This window comes from Spirochaetota bacterium (assembly GCA_004297825.1).
GTDB lineage: Bacteria > Spirochaetota > UBA4802 > UBA4802 > UBA5368 > FW300-bin19.
Genome location: SCSX01000003.1, coordinates 13,837 through 30,389, shown reverse-complemented (window position 1 = coordinate 30,389; position 16,553 = coordinate 13,837). Strand labels below are relative to the sequence as shown.

Below are 16,553 nucleotides of genomic sequence, written 5' to 3'. Positions count from 1 at the left end.
CCCCCGAGCAGGTTGCCGCCAACCCCGCGTCCTATACCGGGAAGTACCTGAAATCGGTGTTGAAAAAGCGCTAGGCCGTCGATAATAAAAGAAGAACACAGCGGGCCCTCGTCCGCTGATAAACGATTGAACCTGCGGCGGGTATGAAGCTCAACTATCGCGGCGCCCTGTATCCTGTCATTTTATCGGTCCTGTTCATATGCGGACAACCAGCGCCCGCGCACGCGCTTCCCCGGGACGTGGTGCGCTTCGAAAAGGCGAAGGAATCCTTCCGCGAAGGCTACGTCTATTTCAACCACCAGAAATACCTCGCGGCGGTGGAATACTTCCGCAAGGCGATCGCCGAGTACCCCGACTACATGACCGCCCGCGAGTACCTTGCCCGTTCCTACCGGCTCGCCGGCTACAAGGAGGAGGCCATTCGCGAATGGGAGGCCTTCCTGGAGGAGGCGCCCGACAACGTGCTGGTCCGCCAGAAGATCGAGGCGCTGCGCTACCAGGATGTGAAGGAGCTCTCCGGCTTTTCCATAGGCGAATTCGTCCTTGCCGACGAGGTCGCGTCCGATGAAATGCGGCGTTACCGGTTCCCAAATCCTGTCGACTTCACCGTGGACGCCGAAAAGAACGTCTACATCACCTCGTTTTCCTCGGGCAAGCTCATAAAAATCGACCCCAACAAGGAAGGCCTGGACACCTACAACGCGGGCATGTCGAGCAAGCTCTACGGGATCGATCATTTCAACGGCAGGCTCGCCGTGGCGGACTTTGGGGAGGATATGGTCTATATCATGGACACGTCGCTCAAGGTGCGCTCGAAGATCGGCGCCGCGGGGAACGGGGAGGGGAGCTTTCACGGACCGCAGGGCCTGTGTTTCGACGCGAAGGGGTACATCTACGTGGCGGACTCGGGCAACCACCGGGTGCAGAAGTTCGACCCGGGCGGACGCTTCCTCCTCTCGTTCGGGAAACAGGGCGAGTACGAGGGCGAGCTGTATCGGCCCACCGACGTTGCCGTCTCCGGAGATAACGTCTACGTGCTCGACAACGGGAACAACCGGGTGGCCTGCTTCGACGACTCGGGCAATTTTATAAAGAACGTCGCCGTCCCCGAATCGAGGAGCATGCGAGGGATATCGCTCTTCAAGGAAAACATACTCATCGCGGACGAAAAGACCGGCCTCATCGTATACAACCCGTCCTCGGAAAAATCACTCGTGAAGAGCTCGTGGGAGAAGAAAAGCCGGAGCTTCTCGAAGCTCTTCTCCGCGCTCATGGATCGCGACGAGTATCTCTACTGCCTCGATTTCGGCGCGGAGAGCCTGTACGTGTTCAACCCGCTCCAGCGGCACTACGCCAACTTCGACGTGGAGATCGCCTCGGTGGACGTGAGCAAGTACCCGGTCATCGCCTTCTACGTGAGCGTGCGCGACCGTGGGGGGAAGCCGCTATACGGCCTCAAGCGCGACAACTTCCAGGTGATTGAGGACAAGGTCCCCATGTCGGGGCTCTATGTGGACTACTTGAAGGACAAGGATACCTCCTCCTCGATGGTGTTCTGCGTGGACCGGTCCGAAGACATGCGCCAGTATCACAACGACGTGCCCTGGGTCGCCGAGTTCATTTTACAGAAGATGCGCACCAACGACTCGTTCCGCGTCGCGAGCGCGGCGGCGGATTACGTTTCCGAAACCGATTTCGACTGGAGCCGGAGGCGCGCCCTCGCCGCGCTCGGGGGCGCCGGCTACGGCGCCGGGAAGAATATCGGAAAGGCGCTTTACAATTCCATCACGGACTTGGTGCCCAGGATCAACAGGCGCGGCGTGATCTTCCTGACGGACGGGGTGCTGGACGAAAAATCGTTCTCGCAGTACACGGCCGACAACATCATCTTTTTCGCGAACAGCCATCATATTCCCATCTACATAGTCTCGTTCAAGGAGAAGAGCCGCACCCTCGAGCGGATCGCGCTTTCGACCGGGGGGGCGTACTATTTCACGCGCCAGGTGGAGAACCTTAAAGGCATATACGAAAAGATACACGGCGCCGAGGAAAACCGCTACGTGCTCGTGTACTCGACGCTGCGTTCCGCGACCGTGAACGGCTGGTGGTCCGAGGTGAAGCTCGAGGTGAGCTACAAGAACCAGAAGGGCCAGGAGTGGGGCGGTTACTTTGTACCGTAAAGAGGCGGACCCCTACGCGCTCGCGCGCGCGGGCATGGTGGACCGGATAGCCTGTGCGGGGGGCTTTTCCCGAACGGTGCTCTCCGCCATGGAGCGCGTCCCGCGCCATCTCTTCGTTTCGGAGGCCCTCCGGTACCGCGCCTACGAGGACGTGTCGCTGCCCATTGGCCACAGCCAGACCATAACCAAGCCCACGACCGTCGCGCGCATGGTGCAGGCCCTTGACCTCAGGGGGAACGAACACGTGCTGGAAATCGGGACGGGCTCCGGGTACCAGGCCGCGGTGCTCGCGGGGCTCGCTGACCGGGTTACCACATGCGAGCGGATCGAGGAGCTCTTCGCGCGGGCGCGGGATACGCTCCTGTTCCGCCTGGGCCTCCCCAACGTAACCGTCGTGCATAACGGCGACTTCACCCCGCCCGGGGGACCGTACGACGGCGTAATCGTCGCCGCGGTCGCGAGCGACCTTCCCGACGAGCTCTTCGACGCGTTGAATGACGGCGGATCGCTCGTGATACCCGTGCGGCAGGGCGCGGGCCAATCGATCAGGCGTTATGTGAAATCTGGTGGGAAGCTGTTCGAGGACGAGCTCGGAAGGGCCCGTTTCGTGCCGCTGGTTTCACCCGCGCGCTAGGCGCCGTTTACGATCCCCGCGATCCACTTGAGCGACTTCCGGAACTGCTTTTCCTCCCCGGCGCGGTTCCCGTCCTCCGGGTAAACCTCTATGGTCTTGTCGCACAGAAGGTGGTTGAAAAGCGCGAACACGCATTCCGGCGGCGAGATCGTGTCCCTGAAACCCACGGTCGTGAGCGTGCTGCAGCGAATCCGGTCGCTAAAATTGATCCCGTCGAAATAGGTGAGGTTTTTCTTGACGGCCTTCTTCCTGGTCTTGTGCTGTTCCAGGTATTCGTTGATCTCGCGCGTCGCGTCGCCCGTGGAGATGTTCTGGCTCAGGGTGAGGTAGCAGAGCGAGGGGGTGTCCAGCACGAGCGCCGCCACGCGGTTGGAGTATGAGGCGGCGAACAGCGCCGCGGCGGACCCCAGTCCCTTCCCGATAATTCCTATCGCGCTGCAGTCGATCTCCCCGTTCAGCCGGAGGGCGTCGATGGAGCGGAACACGTCCAAGTAGACGCCCCTCAGGTAATAGGAGGACAGGTCGTCTATGCCGTCCACCATGTATCCGGGGGACGCGGGACCCTCCGGCGTCTCTTGCCGTATGAGGTCGTGTCCCCGCAACTGGATGAAGAAATAGGCGATTTCGTGTTCCAGCGCGTATTTCGCGTAGGGATTGGGCCGGTTGTAGTCGGGCACGACAATCACCACACGCGGCTTCTTCGCGCCCTTCGGGATGGAAAGCTCTCCCTGAATGACGGACTTGTTGTGGCTGCGAAAGCTCACGTCGAAGTTCCTGAACCCGGTGGGTCCGTGCTTCTTGGGCTCGAATTTCGGCTCTATGGGAATTTTTTTGAGCTCCGCGAACGAGGAGTTCCAGAAGGCGTCGAAATCGCTCTCCCTGTCGAAAGGGGGCAAGTGGAGAAAAAACCGGTCAAATTCGCTTGCGGGCATCGGGACTTCCGGGTCGGTTCAATTTGCGAGCCTGTATAACAGGTAGTCGTTGTAGTTCAGCAGAAGGTACAGCAGAACAAAAAGCAATGCGCAGATACCCAGTACGCCCAGCAGCCACAGGATGAAGGCGCCGGGCTTCCCCGCCATGCGCAGCGCGATCTGGGCCGGGGTGAGTCCGTTCTTCCGGTGACGCATTGCCGCGCGCACGGCGAGCGCGAATCCGGTCCCCGCGAGGATTACCCAGAAGGAATACTTGAAGATCATCGTGTACGCCTTCTTGTGTGCGATCGCGAAGCCCGCCACGGGGAAGATCACGAGGTCCATTACCACGATGCACGCGATAGCGGACATGAAGATGAAGGAACAAAGAATGAGCGTTTCCCTGAGCTTGTCGTGCAGGCGTACCTTTTCCAGAGAGTTGTCGTTATTCATTGGTGATGCCGCTCCCCGGGGTTATCGCTTCCCTGTCGTGGATTTGTCCGCGTCCGTCTTTGCCGCGCCGTCCGTGCGCGCCTTGTCCGCGGCGGACGAATCCGCGGGCTTGTCGGCGGCCTTTTCGACGGGTTTGGCGTCGGTCACGCCCATGCCCTCGAGCGCATCGCGCGCCGCCTTCTGCACGACCGGACTCGGATCATAATCCCTTTTGTATTTCAAAATGTCAATAGTTCTTTTGTCTTTCAGGTCCTTCATGAGCTTGATGGCCTTAATGCGCACCATGCTGTTATCGCTTTTCAGGGACTCCATGAGCCGGGGGAGCGCACCCTCGTCTCCCAGGCGCACCAGCGCCGATACGCAATAGATGTACAGGGTGTAGTGCTCCTTGCGCTTCTTGAAGGGCATCGCCTCGATCGTCTTCACCACCTCGTTGATATCGGCGGCCGATTCCTTCGCGCCCAGGAGCGACAGGGCGCTCGCCGCGTACGAGCGCATGTCCAGGTTCTCGTCCTGGTCTTTTAGAAGCGCGATGAGGAAGCCCCTCGATTCCTGGATGCCGGCCTTCCCCAGGAAGAGGATGAGCGCCTCGCGCAGGATAGCGGTGGTTTTCAGGTCCTTGATGCCCGCCTCCGCGAACTCGCGCGCCTCGCCCGCCTTGAAGTCCGCGAGGGTGCGGATGATCGAATCGGTGAAGTTCGAGTCCTTCGCAAGGTCCTGCTCCTTGAGCTTTTTAACGAGCACGTCCTTCGCCTGCGCGTACATGAGCGCATGTATGCCGCCCACCGCGGCGGTACGTACGTCCTCAGTGGGGTCGTCCAGGAAGCGTACGAACTCGGGACCCAACTCCGCGAGCTTGAGGTCGCCGCCCACGGTGATGGCCCTCACGAGCACCTCCTCGTCGGTATCGGACTTGAGGAGCTTCAGGAGGAGTGGTCCGGCGTGCCACTTGGAGGACTCGTCCTTGAGCGTGAGCATCAGGTTAATCGCCTCGCGCCGCTCCTTGCTGATGCCGAACTCCAGCGTGCGCTCTATCCATTCGAGACGCTTCTTTTCGTTTTCTGCGGCCTTTGACGAAGCGTCCGCGGCGACGGGCCCCTTGACCTCCCCGGCGGTTTTTTCCCCGGGCGAGCCCTTTCCGGCGCCGTTCTTCGCCGACGGGTCCGCGGTCACCGGGGGTTTATCGGCCCCCGTGCCCTTGTCCGCTGCCTTTTCTTCGCGCCCCGGTGCGAGCGCCTCGTCCTTGACCGCGGGGCTTTTCACGGCCGCGGCCTTTTTCGTTTCCGCCGCGAAGCCCGCGTGTCCTGAATATAGAAACAGTAACGCCGCGAAGGCCAGCAAAGATATCGGGCGCCGATATCGCATGTCGCGTGAGGCTTGTTTTTTCATGGGTTTGTACGCTCTTTCATTAATATCGGCCCGAAACCCCCGCGAATACAATCGCGCGGGCGAAAAACTTGACAATGGGGCCCGGGGTGACGGATACTATCACCCGGCGGGGCCGATACACGGGTCCCCGGGAAAGGAGGCCATCGATCATGAAACCACACCGGGCGTTCGTCGCGGCCGCGCTGCTTGCGCTCCTGCTGGCGCCTCACCCCACCTCCGCCGAGCGGGGCGTATACGCGCTCGTGACGCTCGAGGGCTCGGTCAACCCGATCATGGCGGACTACATCGTCGATTCCATCAAGAAGGCGCCCGCGCAGGGCGCGGAGTTCGTGGTCTTACGCATCGACACGCCGGGGGGCATGCTCAATTCGACGCGCGAGATCATCCAGGCAATTCTTTCATCCGAGATTCCCGTAATCGTGTTCACCGCGCCGCGCGGTGCGCAGGCGGCGTCCGCGGGGGGCTTCATCATGCTTTCGGCGCACGTGGCCGCGATGGCGCCCGGCACCGAGATCGGGGCGATGCACCCGGTGAGCCCCCTGGTGGATTTCGACGAGAAGGAGGGTGAGGATAAGGAAAAGGGGAAGGGGAAGGGTCCCGATAACGTCATGGGCAAAAAGATACTGAACGACACCGTCGCCTATGGCAAGAGCCTCGCGCAGCTTCGCCGCCGCAACGTCGCCTGGACCGAGCGCGCCATCCGTGACGCGATTTCGAGCACCTACCTCGAGGCGCTCAACCAGAACGTGATCGATCTCGTCGCCGACGACATGGACGATCTGCTGAAAAAGCTCGACGGCCGAATAGTCGACATGAACGGGAAGGCCGTGATGCTCTCGACGCAGGGGGCGCGGCGCCTGGACCTCGTCATGGACTGGAAGCAGCGGATGCTCAATTTTCTCGCCGACCCGAATGTCGTCTACTACCTGTTCCTGATCGCCGTTGTCGGCATAGGGATCGAGTTGAAAAGCCCGGGGCTCATCCTGCCGGGGGTCGTGGGGGTCGTGGCCCTCTTCCTGTTCCTCATGGCGGTACGGATACTCCCCGTAAACGCCGCGGGACTGATCCTGCTGGCCACATCGATCGTGCTGTTCATCCTTGAATTGAAGTTCGCGAGCTACGGCCTGCTCGCCCTCGCGGGGATCGTCGCCTTCGTTATCGGCTCCATGATCCTCTTCGATTCCCCGCTCCCGGGGGGGCAGGTCCCCATGACCACCGTCGCGGCTGTGCTCGTCTTCCTGCTCCTGTTCTTCTTCGGGGCGATACGCGCCGTGATAAAGACGCACCGCGGGCAGGTGCAGACGGGCAGGGAGGGGATCGTGGGCGAGACCGGGCGTGCCATGAGCGATTTTGGCGGGAGCGGCAGGGTCTTCGTGCACGGCGAGATCTGGAACGCGCACTCCGAAGACGACATCCGCCGCGACGATGCGGTGGAGGTGCGCGCGATCGACGGCATGGTCCTCGAGGTGAAAAAGCGCGCGTAAGACGGTGCCTTGGTGCCCAGTAAGGGGTCAGAGCCCCTTGGCGTCCGGTAAGCCCACTGTTTTGCCCCGGTCCTGGCGGATGCGGGGCCGGAAGCTGGCCGGAATTCATTTCGGGAGGGCGGGGGTCAGAGCCTTCTGGGAGGATAGGGGTCAGAGCCTTCCCTTTGGTGGGCAGGGGTCAGAGCCTCACGGCCGTTTCGGTTCAATTCAGCACATCAAGGAGGGGTTATGAGCCCGGTTGAGATAAGGCGGGACGGGAAAATCGCGATCCTCACCATGGATCGCCCCGATCGGCACAATGCTTTTAATGAAGACATGTGGATGAGCCTGGGAAAAGCCACGGACGACCTCCTGGCCGCGATGCCCCGGGCGATCGTGATCACCGGTGCCGGCGCGCGCGCGTTTTGCGCGGGTTTCGACGTAAATCCCGATAACCCCCAGGTCGCGGCGCTGGTGGGCGCCGTCCAGAAACACGACCCCAAGCCCGTGGAGGGGCTCATCCGGCTTATCCGCACCACGGTCGACCGCTTCACGGGGCTCCCGGTGCCGGTGATCGCCGCCGTGAACGGCATGGCCTACGGTGGCGGCGCCGAGCTCGCGTCGCGCTGCGACATGCGCGTGGCGGACCCCGCCGCGGTATTCTGCTTCTCCGAGGTGCGCCTGGGGCTCATCCCCGACTGGGGGGGCGGCGTTGCGCTCGCGCGGCTCATAGGGACGGGCAGGGCGGCCGACATGATCCTCTCGGCGCGCAAGGTGGACGCGGCTGAGGCGCACGCGATGGGGCTCGCGGACCGCGTGAGCGCCCCGGGGAAGTGCCTGGACGAGGCCTGTGCGCTGGCGCATGAAATCGCGCGCAACGGTCCCGCCTCCGTGCGCGCCGCGCTCGCGGTCATTCGCGCGAGCCGGGAGCTTCCCATGGGCAAGGCGCTCGATTTCGAATCCGAGCAGGCCATAGCCCTTATCGCGGGGGGCGAATGCATCCACGGGATCACGGCGCTTCTTTCGAAAAAGGAGCCCGAATTTCCGGATGTAGAATAAAATAATAAATCCGACATGTCAGTTCAATTTCTGATCGATCAGGAATTGAGAAGATTAATCGTAACGTATAGGGTACAAACCGGACGGACGGAACGAAATCCGTATCCGTATCACACTAACCGGAGGATTCGCCCATGATTGTGCCACGCAGCCGCTGGTTCACGAGCCTCATCCTGTCGCTCCTTCTCGCCGTGGTCACCGCACCCGGGTGCTTCAACGCGGGTGAAGGCAAAGACGTATCGGCGGACGAAGGACTGGATTCGCCCATAAAAGCCACGTTCGATGCGAGCGAGGTCAATCCCGGCCAGGGAGTCTACCTGGTGGGCGCCGGCATCTACGACATCACCGGTCCCGCCGCAGAGGTGGGCATGATGGGCTTCGCCGATACCGCACAGAAGACCGAGGGTATCTTCACCAGGCTGCGCGCGCGCGCGTACATAATCGGGGACGGGGCTAAACGCGTCGTCTTCGTGAGCGGCGACCTGGGAATGATCTTCCAGTCCGTCAAGCAGGGAGTGACCGCGAAACTCCAGGCGAATTCGGCGACCGCTCCCTATTACAACGACAAGAACGTCCTCCTCTCCGCGATCCACACGCACAGCGGGCCGGGAGGCTTCTCCCACTATTTCCTGTACAATGTTACCACAATGGGATTCATAGAGCAGAACTACAACGCCATCGTGGACGGTATTTACCGCGCGATACTCAGGGCGCATCAGAACCTCGCCCCCGGCAGGATATATATCAGCAGCGGCGAGCTCGACAACGCGAGCATGAACCGCTCGCCCGTCGCTTATGACAACAACCCTGCCGCGGAGCGCGCCGCCTATACCGCGAACGTCGACCGGACCATGACGCTCCTGAAGCTCGTGGACTTGCAGGGCGCGGAGATCGGGATGATAAACTGGTTCGCGGTTCATCCCACCTCGGTGGGACCGACGAACAAGCTCATCGGGAGCGACAATAAGGGGCTCGCTTCCTACCTCTTCGAAAAGATGAAGGGGACCGACTATCTTGCGCAGAAAACCTTCGTGGCTTCCTTCGCCCAGGCAAACGCGGGCGACGTGACCCCCAACCTCTGGGGACCCGCCGACGGGGTGACCGATTACGCCCACTGCTGGACCATCGCGCAGCGGCAGCTCGCCAAGGCCCTGGAGCTCTATAACGGCGCAGGCACGATGCTCACCGGGGCCGTGGATTACCGGCACCGCTATGTCGATTTCTCCGGCCTGTACGTGGACGATGCGGGATGCGTGACCTGCGACGCGGCGATGGGCGCGTCCTTTGCCGCGGGAAGCACCGAGGACAACCTGTCGCCGGTCGACGGTATGTTCGACGAGGGCGTCACCGTGGACAGCGCGCAGTGGAGCGAGAACGCGCGCAACGCGTTCCTCACCAGCTTCCTGCCGGGGATATTCGCGGTCGCTTGGCCGACCACGCTCGACGACGATTACAAGGCCTGTCACGCGGAAAAGCCCATACTCATTCCCACCGGGCGCGCGAGCTTCGATGGCAATCCCTGGACGCCGCCGATACTCCCCGTGCAGGTGTTGAAGATCGGGAACTTCGCGATCGTCGCCCAGCCCACCGAGATCACGACCATGGCGGGCAGGCGCCTGCGGAACACCGTCCTTTCCGGGCTTTCGGGAAGCGGCGTAACGCATGCCGTCATCGCGGGGCTTTCGAACGCGTACGCCTCCTACGTGACGACGCGCGAGGAATACGCGAAGCAGCATTACGAGGGCGCGGGCGTGCATTTCGGCCCGTACACGCTCAAGGCTTACCAGCAGGAATTCCTGAAACTCGCAACCGCACTGCGCGACGGTTCGGCCGTGGACGGCGGGCCTACCCCCGACGATCTGAGCGGCGACCAGGCGTGCTTCCAGACGGGCGTGGTGTTCGACGACAAGCCGCTCTTCAAGAATTTCGGCGACGTCGAGACGCAGGCCGCGGCGTCGTACGCGCGGGGAGCGCGCGCCCGGGTCGTGTTCTGGGGCGGGCATCCCAAGAACAACCTGCAGATACAGGGGACCTACCTTACGGTGGAAAAGCAATCCGGTTCATCGTGGGTAACCGTTGCGCGCGACTGGGATCCCGAGACCACCTACCACTGGGCGCGCGACGGCGTGGCCAATTCCAAGATCGAGATCACCTGGGATACGACGGGGGCCGCGACGGGGACGTACCGCATCCGGCATTTCGGTCATTACAAGAACGGGTGGAACGGTAATATTTACGCATACACCGGCACCTCGCGCACCTTTACGGTGCAGTAAATCGTAACGAAGAAGGCGCGGATTCGAATCCGTGCCTTCTTCGCATCTCCTCTATCCCCACATATCCCATTCCGTAATGTACTACGCGCACACCGCCTCGATCGCCTTGCGGAATTCTTCGAACGTATACGGCTTGATGATAGCGCCGTCGAACCCGAACCTCGTGTGCTCGGAAACCGTGAGGTCATGGGCGTACCCCGTGGAAACGATCACCTTCGCCGCGGGATCGAGCTCCTTGATCCTTACGACCGTATCGACGCCCCCCATGCCGCCGGTGATGGTAAGGTCCATGATGATCAGCCTGAAGGGCCGGCCGGCTTCACGCGCCCTGCGGAATTCATCGATCGCGTCCTCGCCGCGCTTCACGCATACCGGCTCGAAGCCCATGTGCCTCAGGAGGTTCGCGCCTATTTTAAGGACGAGCTCCTCGTCGTCCATGAGCAGCACCCTCCCGGAAAAACAGGATGGCGGCGCGACGGGTCTCGCCTCGCCGGGGGCCTTTTCGTCCGTCGCGGGAAGATATACCGTGAAGGTGCTTCCCTCGTTCGGCCGCGAGGCCGCCTCGATATGGCCGCCGTGCTTCTTGACGATGGAGAAGGATATCGCGAGCCCCAGGCCCTCTCCCCCGGGCTTGGTGCTGAAATAAGGCTCGAAAATGGAATGGAGAAGATTTTCGGGAATTCCGGTGCCGGTGTCCTGGAAACGGATTCGAACGTATCGTCCGGCGAAAAGCACCGGAGAGTCCCCGGTGAGCGTGACGTTGTCCGCGCTTACGACAAGGCGTCCGCCTTCCTTCATCGCCTGCTTGGCGTTTATCGCGAGGTTCTGGATGACCTGCGAGATCTGGTTTACATCCACGACCGCGTTAAGGATATCCTCGCCCAGGGCATACTGCACATCGATGTTCGAACCCGTCATGGAGAAGCGCACCGTGTCGCGTATCAGCCCCGACAGGGAGACGAAGCTCTTCTCGATCACGCCGCCCCGCGAGAAGGTGAGCAGCTGCCCGCTCAGGATCTTCGCCCTGAGCGAGGCTTTTTCGATCTCCTCAATGAGAGGATAGACGCCGTGCGCGGCGGGCAGGGTCGCGCGGGCCAGCGATGCGTTCGCGAGCACGCCGGTAAGGATATTGTTGAAGTCGTGGGCGATCCCGCCGGCGAGCAGCTCCAGGTACTCGTTCTTCCGCATCCGCTCCACTGATTTCGCCTGGTCCAGGAAAAGCATCATGATGGAAATCATCGCGAGGACGGTGAACGCGGTCACCCCGAGGCAGAACAGGGGAAACGTCCGGATCGTAAAAAGGCCGGTATCCCTTTCACTTACGGCGAGCACGAGGTCGGTCACGCCCGTGGAAATGCCGATCACCAGGCCCGCGAGCAGAAGTATCGCGCGGCGGGTCTTTCTGGTGAGCCTGATCTCTACGACCATGAGCGCGAGCGTGTACATCGAGAGCGCGAAAATGATGAAATCGCGGACCCGGTAGAGGATTCCCGGGGTCCCCCTTCCCAGGTTCCATGGCGTCTCAACGGTTCCGGGGACCCTGGACAGCGCCAGGTACTCGTTCGGCGAGATGAATGCCCAGGCGGTCATGAACACCGCGATCACCAGGGTGGTCGAGTAGATTGCACGGTTGGCCCGCTTAAGCGCGGGGGTAAGTTCGAGCATGTGGTGAAACATGTAGGGCAGGGCGAACATGTAGTACGCGACCACGAGCGCCTCTATCCGGTGGAATTCCATACCCGTTCGGGGCAGTCCGCGTATGCCGGAAACTATCACGAGCATGTCGATGCAGGTATAGAGGATTCCCAGGGAGCCGATAATGACCGTCGCGAGGTACAGGCGCGTCCGTGTAACCGAATACACGTAGAGATACAGCACCGTCCCTATCAGCAGGATGCCTGAACAGAGAGAAAGCAAAACTATCGGCGTGATCGCGGCAAGCACCCGGGCTTCCTCCACGCAGGGTTCCGATACGCCGACCCCGCGGACGTAAATATCATACCCCGAAACTAAACCTGTCACCGGAAAATGCAAGGATTTATCGCTGTCCCGATTCCCGCTGCCGAAGGCAATGCGGAGACTGTCACGCGTGGTATTCGCACCCCTTCCGGGGACAAGCGTCCCGCCGAACGGACGGCAATATACGGTTGACTCCTCCGGGGCGGGCCTCCATGATGCGAAGGTCGGTGTCCCCAGTTCGCCCGGTTTCCCTATCAACCCGGAGGTCGCCATGAATACTGGTGCGCTTGTCAAATCGCCGCAGAGGTCCGGGGCGTTCCTGGCCCTGCTGGCATGCGTCGCTCTCTCCGCGCTTTCGGTCCTGACTGCGTCCCTGGTCCAGCGCGATTTCGGAAGGGTTCGCGTGTCCGACGCGTGGTTCGAAAACGCCAGCGGCATCATGGTGCGCGCCAAGCTCTTCGCGCCGGAAGGCGCGACGCGCGCGAAACCGGTGCCCGGCATGGTGTATATTCACGGCTACCAGAACAACCGGGAGACGGGCGACGCGTACTCCCTGGAAACCGCGCGGCGCGGCATCGCCGTGCTGAACATAGACGCGATCGGGCGCGGGCACTCGGGGATTTCCGGAAGGCCCGCGGATCCCGGTTTCGATCCCACCTACGGCGGTACGGGCGCGGTCGCGTACCTGCGCGGCCTCGACTTCGTCGATCCCGCGCGCGTGGGCATCATGGGCCATAGCCTCGGGGCGGAGATGGCGTACAAGGTCGCGCTCGGGGACTCGGGGCTGCGCGCGCTCGTCATCACGGGCTACGCGTACACGGACGAAGCCACGCACGAGATGCCGCGCAATATGCTCATGGTCATCGGAAAGTACGACGAGTTCAGGGCGCGCATGACCGGCACGCGCGACATCGAGAAGGATTGGATGGGGACAGTGCGCACGAAGCGCGCCTTCGGCCGCGACGACGCGAAGCTCGCCGTCACCTACGGGGATTTCGCGAAGGGGAACGCGCGCAGGGTCGCGGTGCCGGCCATCACCCACGTGCACGAGTCCCACAGCGCCGAGGCGATCGCCGAGACGCTTTCCTGGCTGCGTGCCGCGCTCGATCCCGCGCCCGACGCGTGGATAAATCCGGACGACCAGACCTGGAAGCGCAAGGAGCTCGCGACGCTCGTCGCGATGCTCGCGGGCTTCGCCGCGCTCTTCCCCCTGGCGCTAATCTTTATAAGGCTTCCCTTCTTTGGCGCGCTCAGGCGCGACTTCGAGCGCTACGAATGCGCACCCGGGGCATACGCGAAATTCGCCGCCGTGAACGGCTTGCTCATGTGGCTCTACCTGCCGCTCATCCTGCTCCTGTTCGGGTTCCACAAGTATGTCGCGCACATTGACGGCGCGTTTCCCATGATGATGGTGAACGCGATCGTATGGTGGCTCGTCTGGGTGAACGCGATCGGCCTTGTGCTCTTCAGGCGCTGGTACAAGAATAAGGCGGCGCCCCGCGGCGTCACGCTCGCGGACTTGGGGGTGAGCTTCTCTGAAAACGGCCCGGCGATCGACCGGGGGGCGCTGGGCAGGGCCGTGCTCCTCGCGGGCGCGCTCTTCGCCTTCATGTACGCCGTCGAGCTTGTCGCGGAAAAATGCTTCATCGTCAATTATCGATTCGTCTATCCCTTCATGAACGATCTCACGGCGTACCGCGCGGGCATGTTCCTGCTCTACTTCCCGTTCGTGCTCTTCTGCCTCGCGGTCACCGGCGCGTTCCTCCACGGCCAAATACGCAGGCCCGCGGACGGCGGCTGGCTCCCGACCCTCGCCGCGCGCGCGGGGTACGCGGCGCTCGCGCTGTGCCTGCCGCTCGTGATCTTTCTCCTGGTACAGTACGTCCCGCTCTTCATAAACGGGTTCATTCCCTTCACGGGCCCTAACGGGCTCTTCGTGGTTTTCGTGATCAATATATTTCCCATGCTCGCCCTCTTCGCGCTCACGGCCGCGCTCTCGGCGTGGATGCACCAGCTCACGGGCACGATCTACGCGGGCGCCGTCCTGAACGCGTGCATCATCACCTGGGTGCTTGCCTCGTCGCAGGTGATCGCGCCCATACCGGTATAAGGAGCGTATTAATGGAACTTCACGTCGTCCTGCTCGCCTTTTTCGCCGCGACCGCCCTCGCGCACCTCGCCGCCGAGGCGCTGAGTTCGCTCCCGGGCCGTTATGCCACCAAGCCCTTCCTCGTGCTCTCGCTCGCCCTCTACTACGCCGCGGCCGCGCCCAGCGTCAACTGGATCATGGTCGCGGCGCTTGCCGGGGGTTGGCTGGGCGACATCTTTCTCATGATCCCCGACCCTGAAAAAACGCGCCGCTGGTTCAAGCCGGGGCTCGCGGCCTTCCTGGCCGGGCACGTGTTGTACATCATCGTGTTCGCTTCGTATATGGGGAGTGCGGGGAACGTCCCCGCCTGGGGATGGTGCGCGCTCGCGGTCTTCGTCGCGACGGGAGCGACCGGGTACCGGCTCATAGCCCCCCACGCGGGGAAGATGCTTCCGGCGATCGTCGCTTATATCGCCATAATCGTGCTCATGGGCGCGGCGACAGTGCTGCCGCTCGGGACGGTGCGTTTCATGGGGGCGCTCCTCGCGATGGCGGGCGCGTTCGTCTTCATGGTGTCCGATACGGTGAACGCCTACAACAAGTTCGCGCGGGAAATTCCGCATGAGCGGCTCTATACCATGAGCACGTACCTGGGCGGTCAGTTCCTCCTGGTGCAGGGATACCTGATGTTCTAGGGACGCGCCCCGTCAATTCCGGGGTTTGAGGAAGGGGATGACCAGCGGCCCGTCGGGCAGGATGCCCACCCGGCCGCCTTTCATTACGTCCAGCGCATCGGCAAGCGCCTTTTCCACGGAGGGCGTGCGGATGAGCCAGGCGCGCGAAGCGGAGGCATCGTCGAGCCCGCCGGTGAAGATGCGGACGTCGAAGTCCGCGGCGATGCGGGCGTGGATGAGCGCCTGCCACTGGTCGGGCATGGTGTCGGAGAGTCCGCCCAGCGCCGCGTGCGCGTCACGGGCCGCGGGGTAGCGGCCCAGGAGCGCCGCGTAATTTCCGTGGGAGGGGAGCCCTTCCTCGCACGCCGCGGCGATGATGATCGTCCCGCCGGGGCGCGTGACGCGCGCCGCCGCGCTCATTCCCTTGACCGCCTGGTAGAGGTTCTGGTCGAGCGGGTAGCCGCTGTTGGTCGCGATCGTCACGTCGAAGGCCTCGTCCACCCCCGCCATCGCGTGCTCCCGCACAAAGGCGCATCCCGCGGCGTGCGCGGCGAAGAGCTCGCCCGCGAAGACGCCCGTCACGCGCGCGTCGGGATCCAGGCTCACGTTCACGCAAAAGTCGGGCGGCGCGAGCCGCGCGGCCGCCGCCATCTCCTCCCACACCGGGTTCCCCTCCGTGACCCCCCAGGTCGCGTCCTGGTGCGAGACCAGGTGCGCCGCGTGGTTCGCCGTGATGCTCCCGAGCGAGGCGATGCCGGGCAGGATCGCCTTGGGCCCGCCGCTGTAGCCCGCGAAGAAGTGTGGCTCTATGAACCCGGTTACGATTCTAAACTGGGCGTCCAGGTAGGCGCGGTCGAGCTCCACGCGGTTTCCCCCGGGCGTCGCGCCGCACGCGGCGTGCGCGGCCGCGTCGCAGGCGTCGTGCTGTACGCAGCGTACGCGGGCGAACAGCGGGCCGCCCACGAGCGCGCGCATTTCGCCCTCGGTCTGGGCGCGGTGGGCGCCGGTCGCGTTCAGGAGCGTTATGCGCGAGTCGGGAACGCCCGCGCGGTTGAGCTCGTCGACGATCACGGGAAGAACCATGGAATTCGGGGTCGCGCGCGTCGCGTCGGTGTGGACGATGACGACGGACATGCCGGGGCGCACGCACCGGGCGAGCGGCGGACAGCCCGTGGGCGCGCGCAGGCCCTGGAGGAGCGCTCCTTCCGGGTCGGGCAGGGGATGGGCCTTGCGGCCCGATACTACCACGGCGGTATCGGGCACCCGGGCCTCGATGCAGCCCCGTCCGTAGGGAAGCCTTATCATCATGCCGATTCGCGTCCTCTGCGCGGGAGTGAACGGGCGCGCTGAAAAAATAAGAGCGCTCCGGACCGTTCGTGTATCGGACCCTATCCCCCTCCGCTGCGCCGGTCAAGAGAAATCCCCGCGTGCGGATTCCCCTTGACAATCGGGCCCGCACGGTGTAG

At 62.9% G+C, this 16,553-nt stretch carries 12 protein-coding genes; 7 read left to right on the top strand and 5 right to left on the bottom strand.

Annotated features, from left to right (window positions below; genetic code table 11):
• Nucleotides 1-143: 143 nt before the first annotated feature.
• Both EPN93_00305 and EPN93_00300 read left to right on the top strand, forming a co-directional pair.
• Nucleotides 144-2,180 (top strand): hypothetical protein, encoded by a 2,037-nt coding sequence (locus EPN93_00305; GenBank protein ID TAL39940.1) that lies wholly within the window; start codon nt 144-146, stop codon nt 2,178-2,180.
• On the top strand, nt 2,170-2,814 hold the full coding sequence (locus EPN93_00300; GenBank protein ID TAL39939.1) for a protein-L-isoaspartate(D-aspartate) O-methyltransferase: 645 nt from the start codon (nt 2,170-2,172) through the stop codon (nt 2,812-2,814). Before EPN93_00305 ends, EPN93_00300 begins: the two co-directional genes overlap by 11 nt.
• Here EPN93_00300 and EPN93_00295 read toward each other — a convergent pair.
• Genes EPN93_00295 through EPN93_00285 form a run of 3 tightly spaced genes read right to left on the bottom strand, consistent with a single transcriptional unit; the run spans nt 2,811 to nt 5,567 of the window.
• The gene (locus EPN93_00295) at nt 2,811-3,746 is read right to left on the bottom strand and encodes a hypothetical protein (protein TAL39938.1); all 936 of its coding nucleotides are present in this window, start codon (nt 3,744-3,746) and stop codon (nt 2,811-2,813) included. The genes EPN93_00300 and EPN93_00295 overlap by 4 nt on opposite strands.
• A gap of 18 nt (nt 3,747-3,764) precedes the next feature.
• A complete protein-coding gene (locus EPN93_00290) occupies nt 3,765-4,178 on the bottom strand; it encodes a hypothetical protein (protein TAL39937.1) in 414 nt (137 codons plus the stop codon).
• Between the two features lie 21 nt (nt 4,179-4,199).
• Nucleotides 4,200-5,567 carry a hypothetical protein gene (locus tag EPN93_00285; protein TAL39936.1) on the bottom strand — a complete coding sequence of 456 codons (1,368 nt, stop codon included), beginning with the start codon at nt 5,565-5,567 and terminating at the stop codon, nt 4,200-4,202.
• Between the two features lie 74 nt (nt 5,568-5,641).
• On the opposite strand from EPN93_00285, the gene EPN93_00280 reads away from it, so the two are divergent.
• The 3 genes from EPN93_00280 (at nt 5,642) to EPN93_00270 (ending at nt 10,365) form a co-directional block, all read left to right on the top strand.
• Nucleotides 5,642-7,051 (top strand): nodulation protein NfeD, encoded by a 1,410-nt coding sequence (locus EPN93_00280; GenBank protein ID TAL39935.1) that lies wholly within the window; start codon nt 5,642-5,644, stop codon nt 7,049-7,051.
• 228 nt (nt 7,052-7,279) lie between these two features.
• Nucleotides 7,280-8,089: an enoyl-CoA hydratase/isomerase family protein gene (locus EPN93_00275; GenBank protein TAL39934.1), complete on the top strand. Its 810-nt coding sequence runs from the start codon at nt 7,280-7,282 to the stop codon at nt 8,087-8,089.
• Nucleotides 8,090-8,223: 134 nt separating this feature from the next.
• Nucleotides 8,224-10,365 carry an alkaline ceramidase gene (locus tag EPN93_00270; GenBank protein ID TAL39933.1) on the top strand — a complete coding sequence of 714 codons (2,142 nt, stop codon included), beginning with the start codon at nt 8,224-8,226 and terminating at the stop codon, nt 10,363-10,365.
• An 81-nt stretch (nt 10,366-10,446) separates the two neighbouring features.
• Here the strand turns inward: EPN93_00270 and EPN93_00265 are convergent, their stop codons facing one another.
• Nucleotides 10,447-12,825, bottom strand: a complete 2,379-nt coding sequence (locus EPN93_00265) for a response regulator (protein ID TAL39932.1) — start codon at nt 12,823-12,825, stop codon at nt 10,447-10,449.
• Here EPN93_00265 and EPN93_00260 point away from each other — a divergent pair.
• Together EPN93_00260 and EPN93_00255 are read left to right on the top strand one after the other, a co-directional pair.
• Entirely contained in the window at nt 12,437-14,434 is a 1,998-nt protein-coding gene (locus EPN93_00260) for a hypothetical protein (protein ID TAL39931.1), read from the top strand. The genes EPN93_00265 and EPN93_00260 overlap by 389 nt on opposite strands.
• An 11-nt stretch (nt 14,435-14,445) precedes the next feature.
• Nucleotides 14,446-15,108, top strand: a complete 663-nt coding sequence (locus EPN93_00255) for a lysoplasmalogenase (protein TAL39930.1) — start codon at nt 14,446-14,448, stop codon at nt 15,106-15,108.
• 12 nt (nt 15,109-15,120) lie between these two features.
• Here EPN93_00255 and larA read toward each other — a convergent pair whose 3' ends face one another.
• Nucleotides 15,121-16,395 carry a nickel-dependent lactate racemase gene (gene larA, locus EPN93_00250; protein ID TAL39929.1) on the bottom strand — a complete coding sequence of 425 codons (1,275 nt, stop codon included), beginning with the start codon at nt 16,393-16,395 and terminating at the stop codon, nt 15,121-15,123.
• Between the last annotated feature and the right edge of the window lie 158 nt (nt 16,396-16,553).

Coding starts and splice junctions, on each gene's coding strand:
- EPN93_00265 (TAL39932.1), bottom strand. CDS start 12,825: ATGCCGGGCACCGGTTTCGCGCGCGTCGCGCCTTCCGGCGCGAAGAGC.
- EPN93_00285 (TAL39936.1), bottom strand. CDS start 5,567: ATGAAAAAACAAGCCTCACGCGACATGCGATATCGGCGCCCGATATCT.
- EPN93_00305 (TAL39940.1), top strand. CDS start 144: ATGAAGCTCAACTATCGCGGCGCCCTGTATCCTGTCATTTTATCGGTC.
- larA (TAL39929.1), bottom strand. CDS start 16,395: ATGATGATAAGGCTTCCCTACGGACGGGGCTGCATCGAGGCCCGGGTG.
- EPN93_00275 (TAL39934.1), top strand. CDS start 7,280: ATGAGCCCGGTTGAGATAAGGCGGGACGGGAAAATCGCGATCCTCACC.
- EPN93_00270 (TAL39933.1), top strand. CDS start 8,224: ATGATTGTGCCACGCAGCCGCTGGTTCACGAGCCTCATCCTGTCGCTC.
- EPN93_00260 (TAL39931.1), top strand. CDS start 12,437: ATGCGGAGACTGTCACGCGTGGTATTCGCACCCCTTCCGGGGACAAGC.
- EPN93_00255 (TAL39930.1), top strand. CDS start 14,446: ATGGAACTTCACGTCGTCCTGCTCGCCTTTTTCGCCGCGACCGCCCTC.
- EPN93_00280 (TAL39935.1), top strand. CDS start 5,642: ATGGGGCCCGGGGTGACGGATACTATCACCCGGCGGGGCCGATACACG.
- EPN93_00295 (TAL39938.1), bottom strand. CDS start 3,746: ATGCCCGCAAGCGAATTTGACCGGTTTTTTCTCCACTTGCCCCCTTTC.
- EPN93_00290 (TAL39937.1), bottom strand. CDS start 4,178: ATGAATAACGACAACTCTCTGGAAAAGGTACGCCTGCACGACAAGCTC.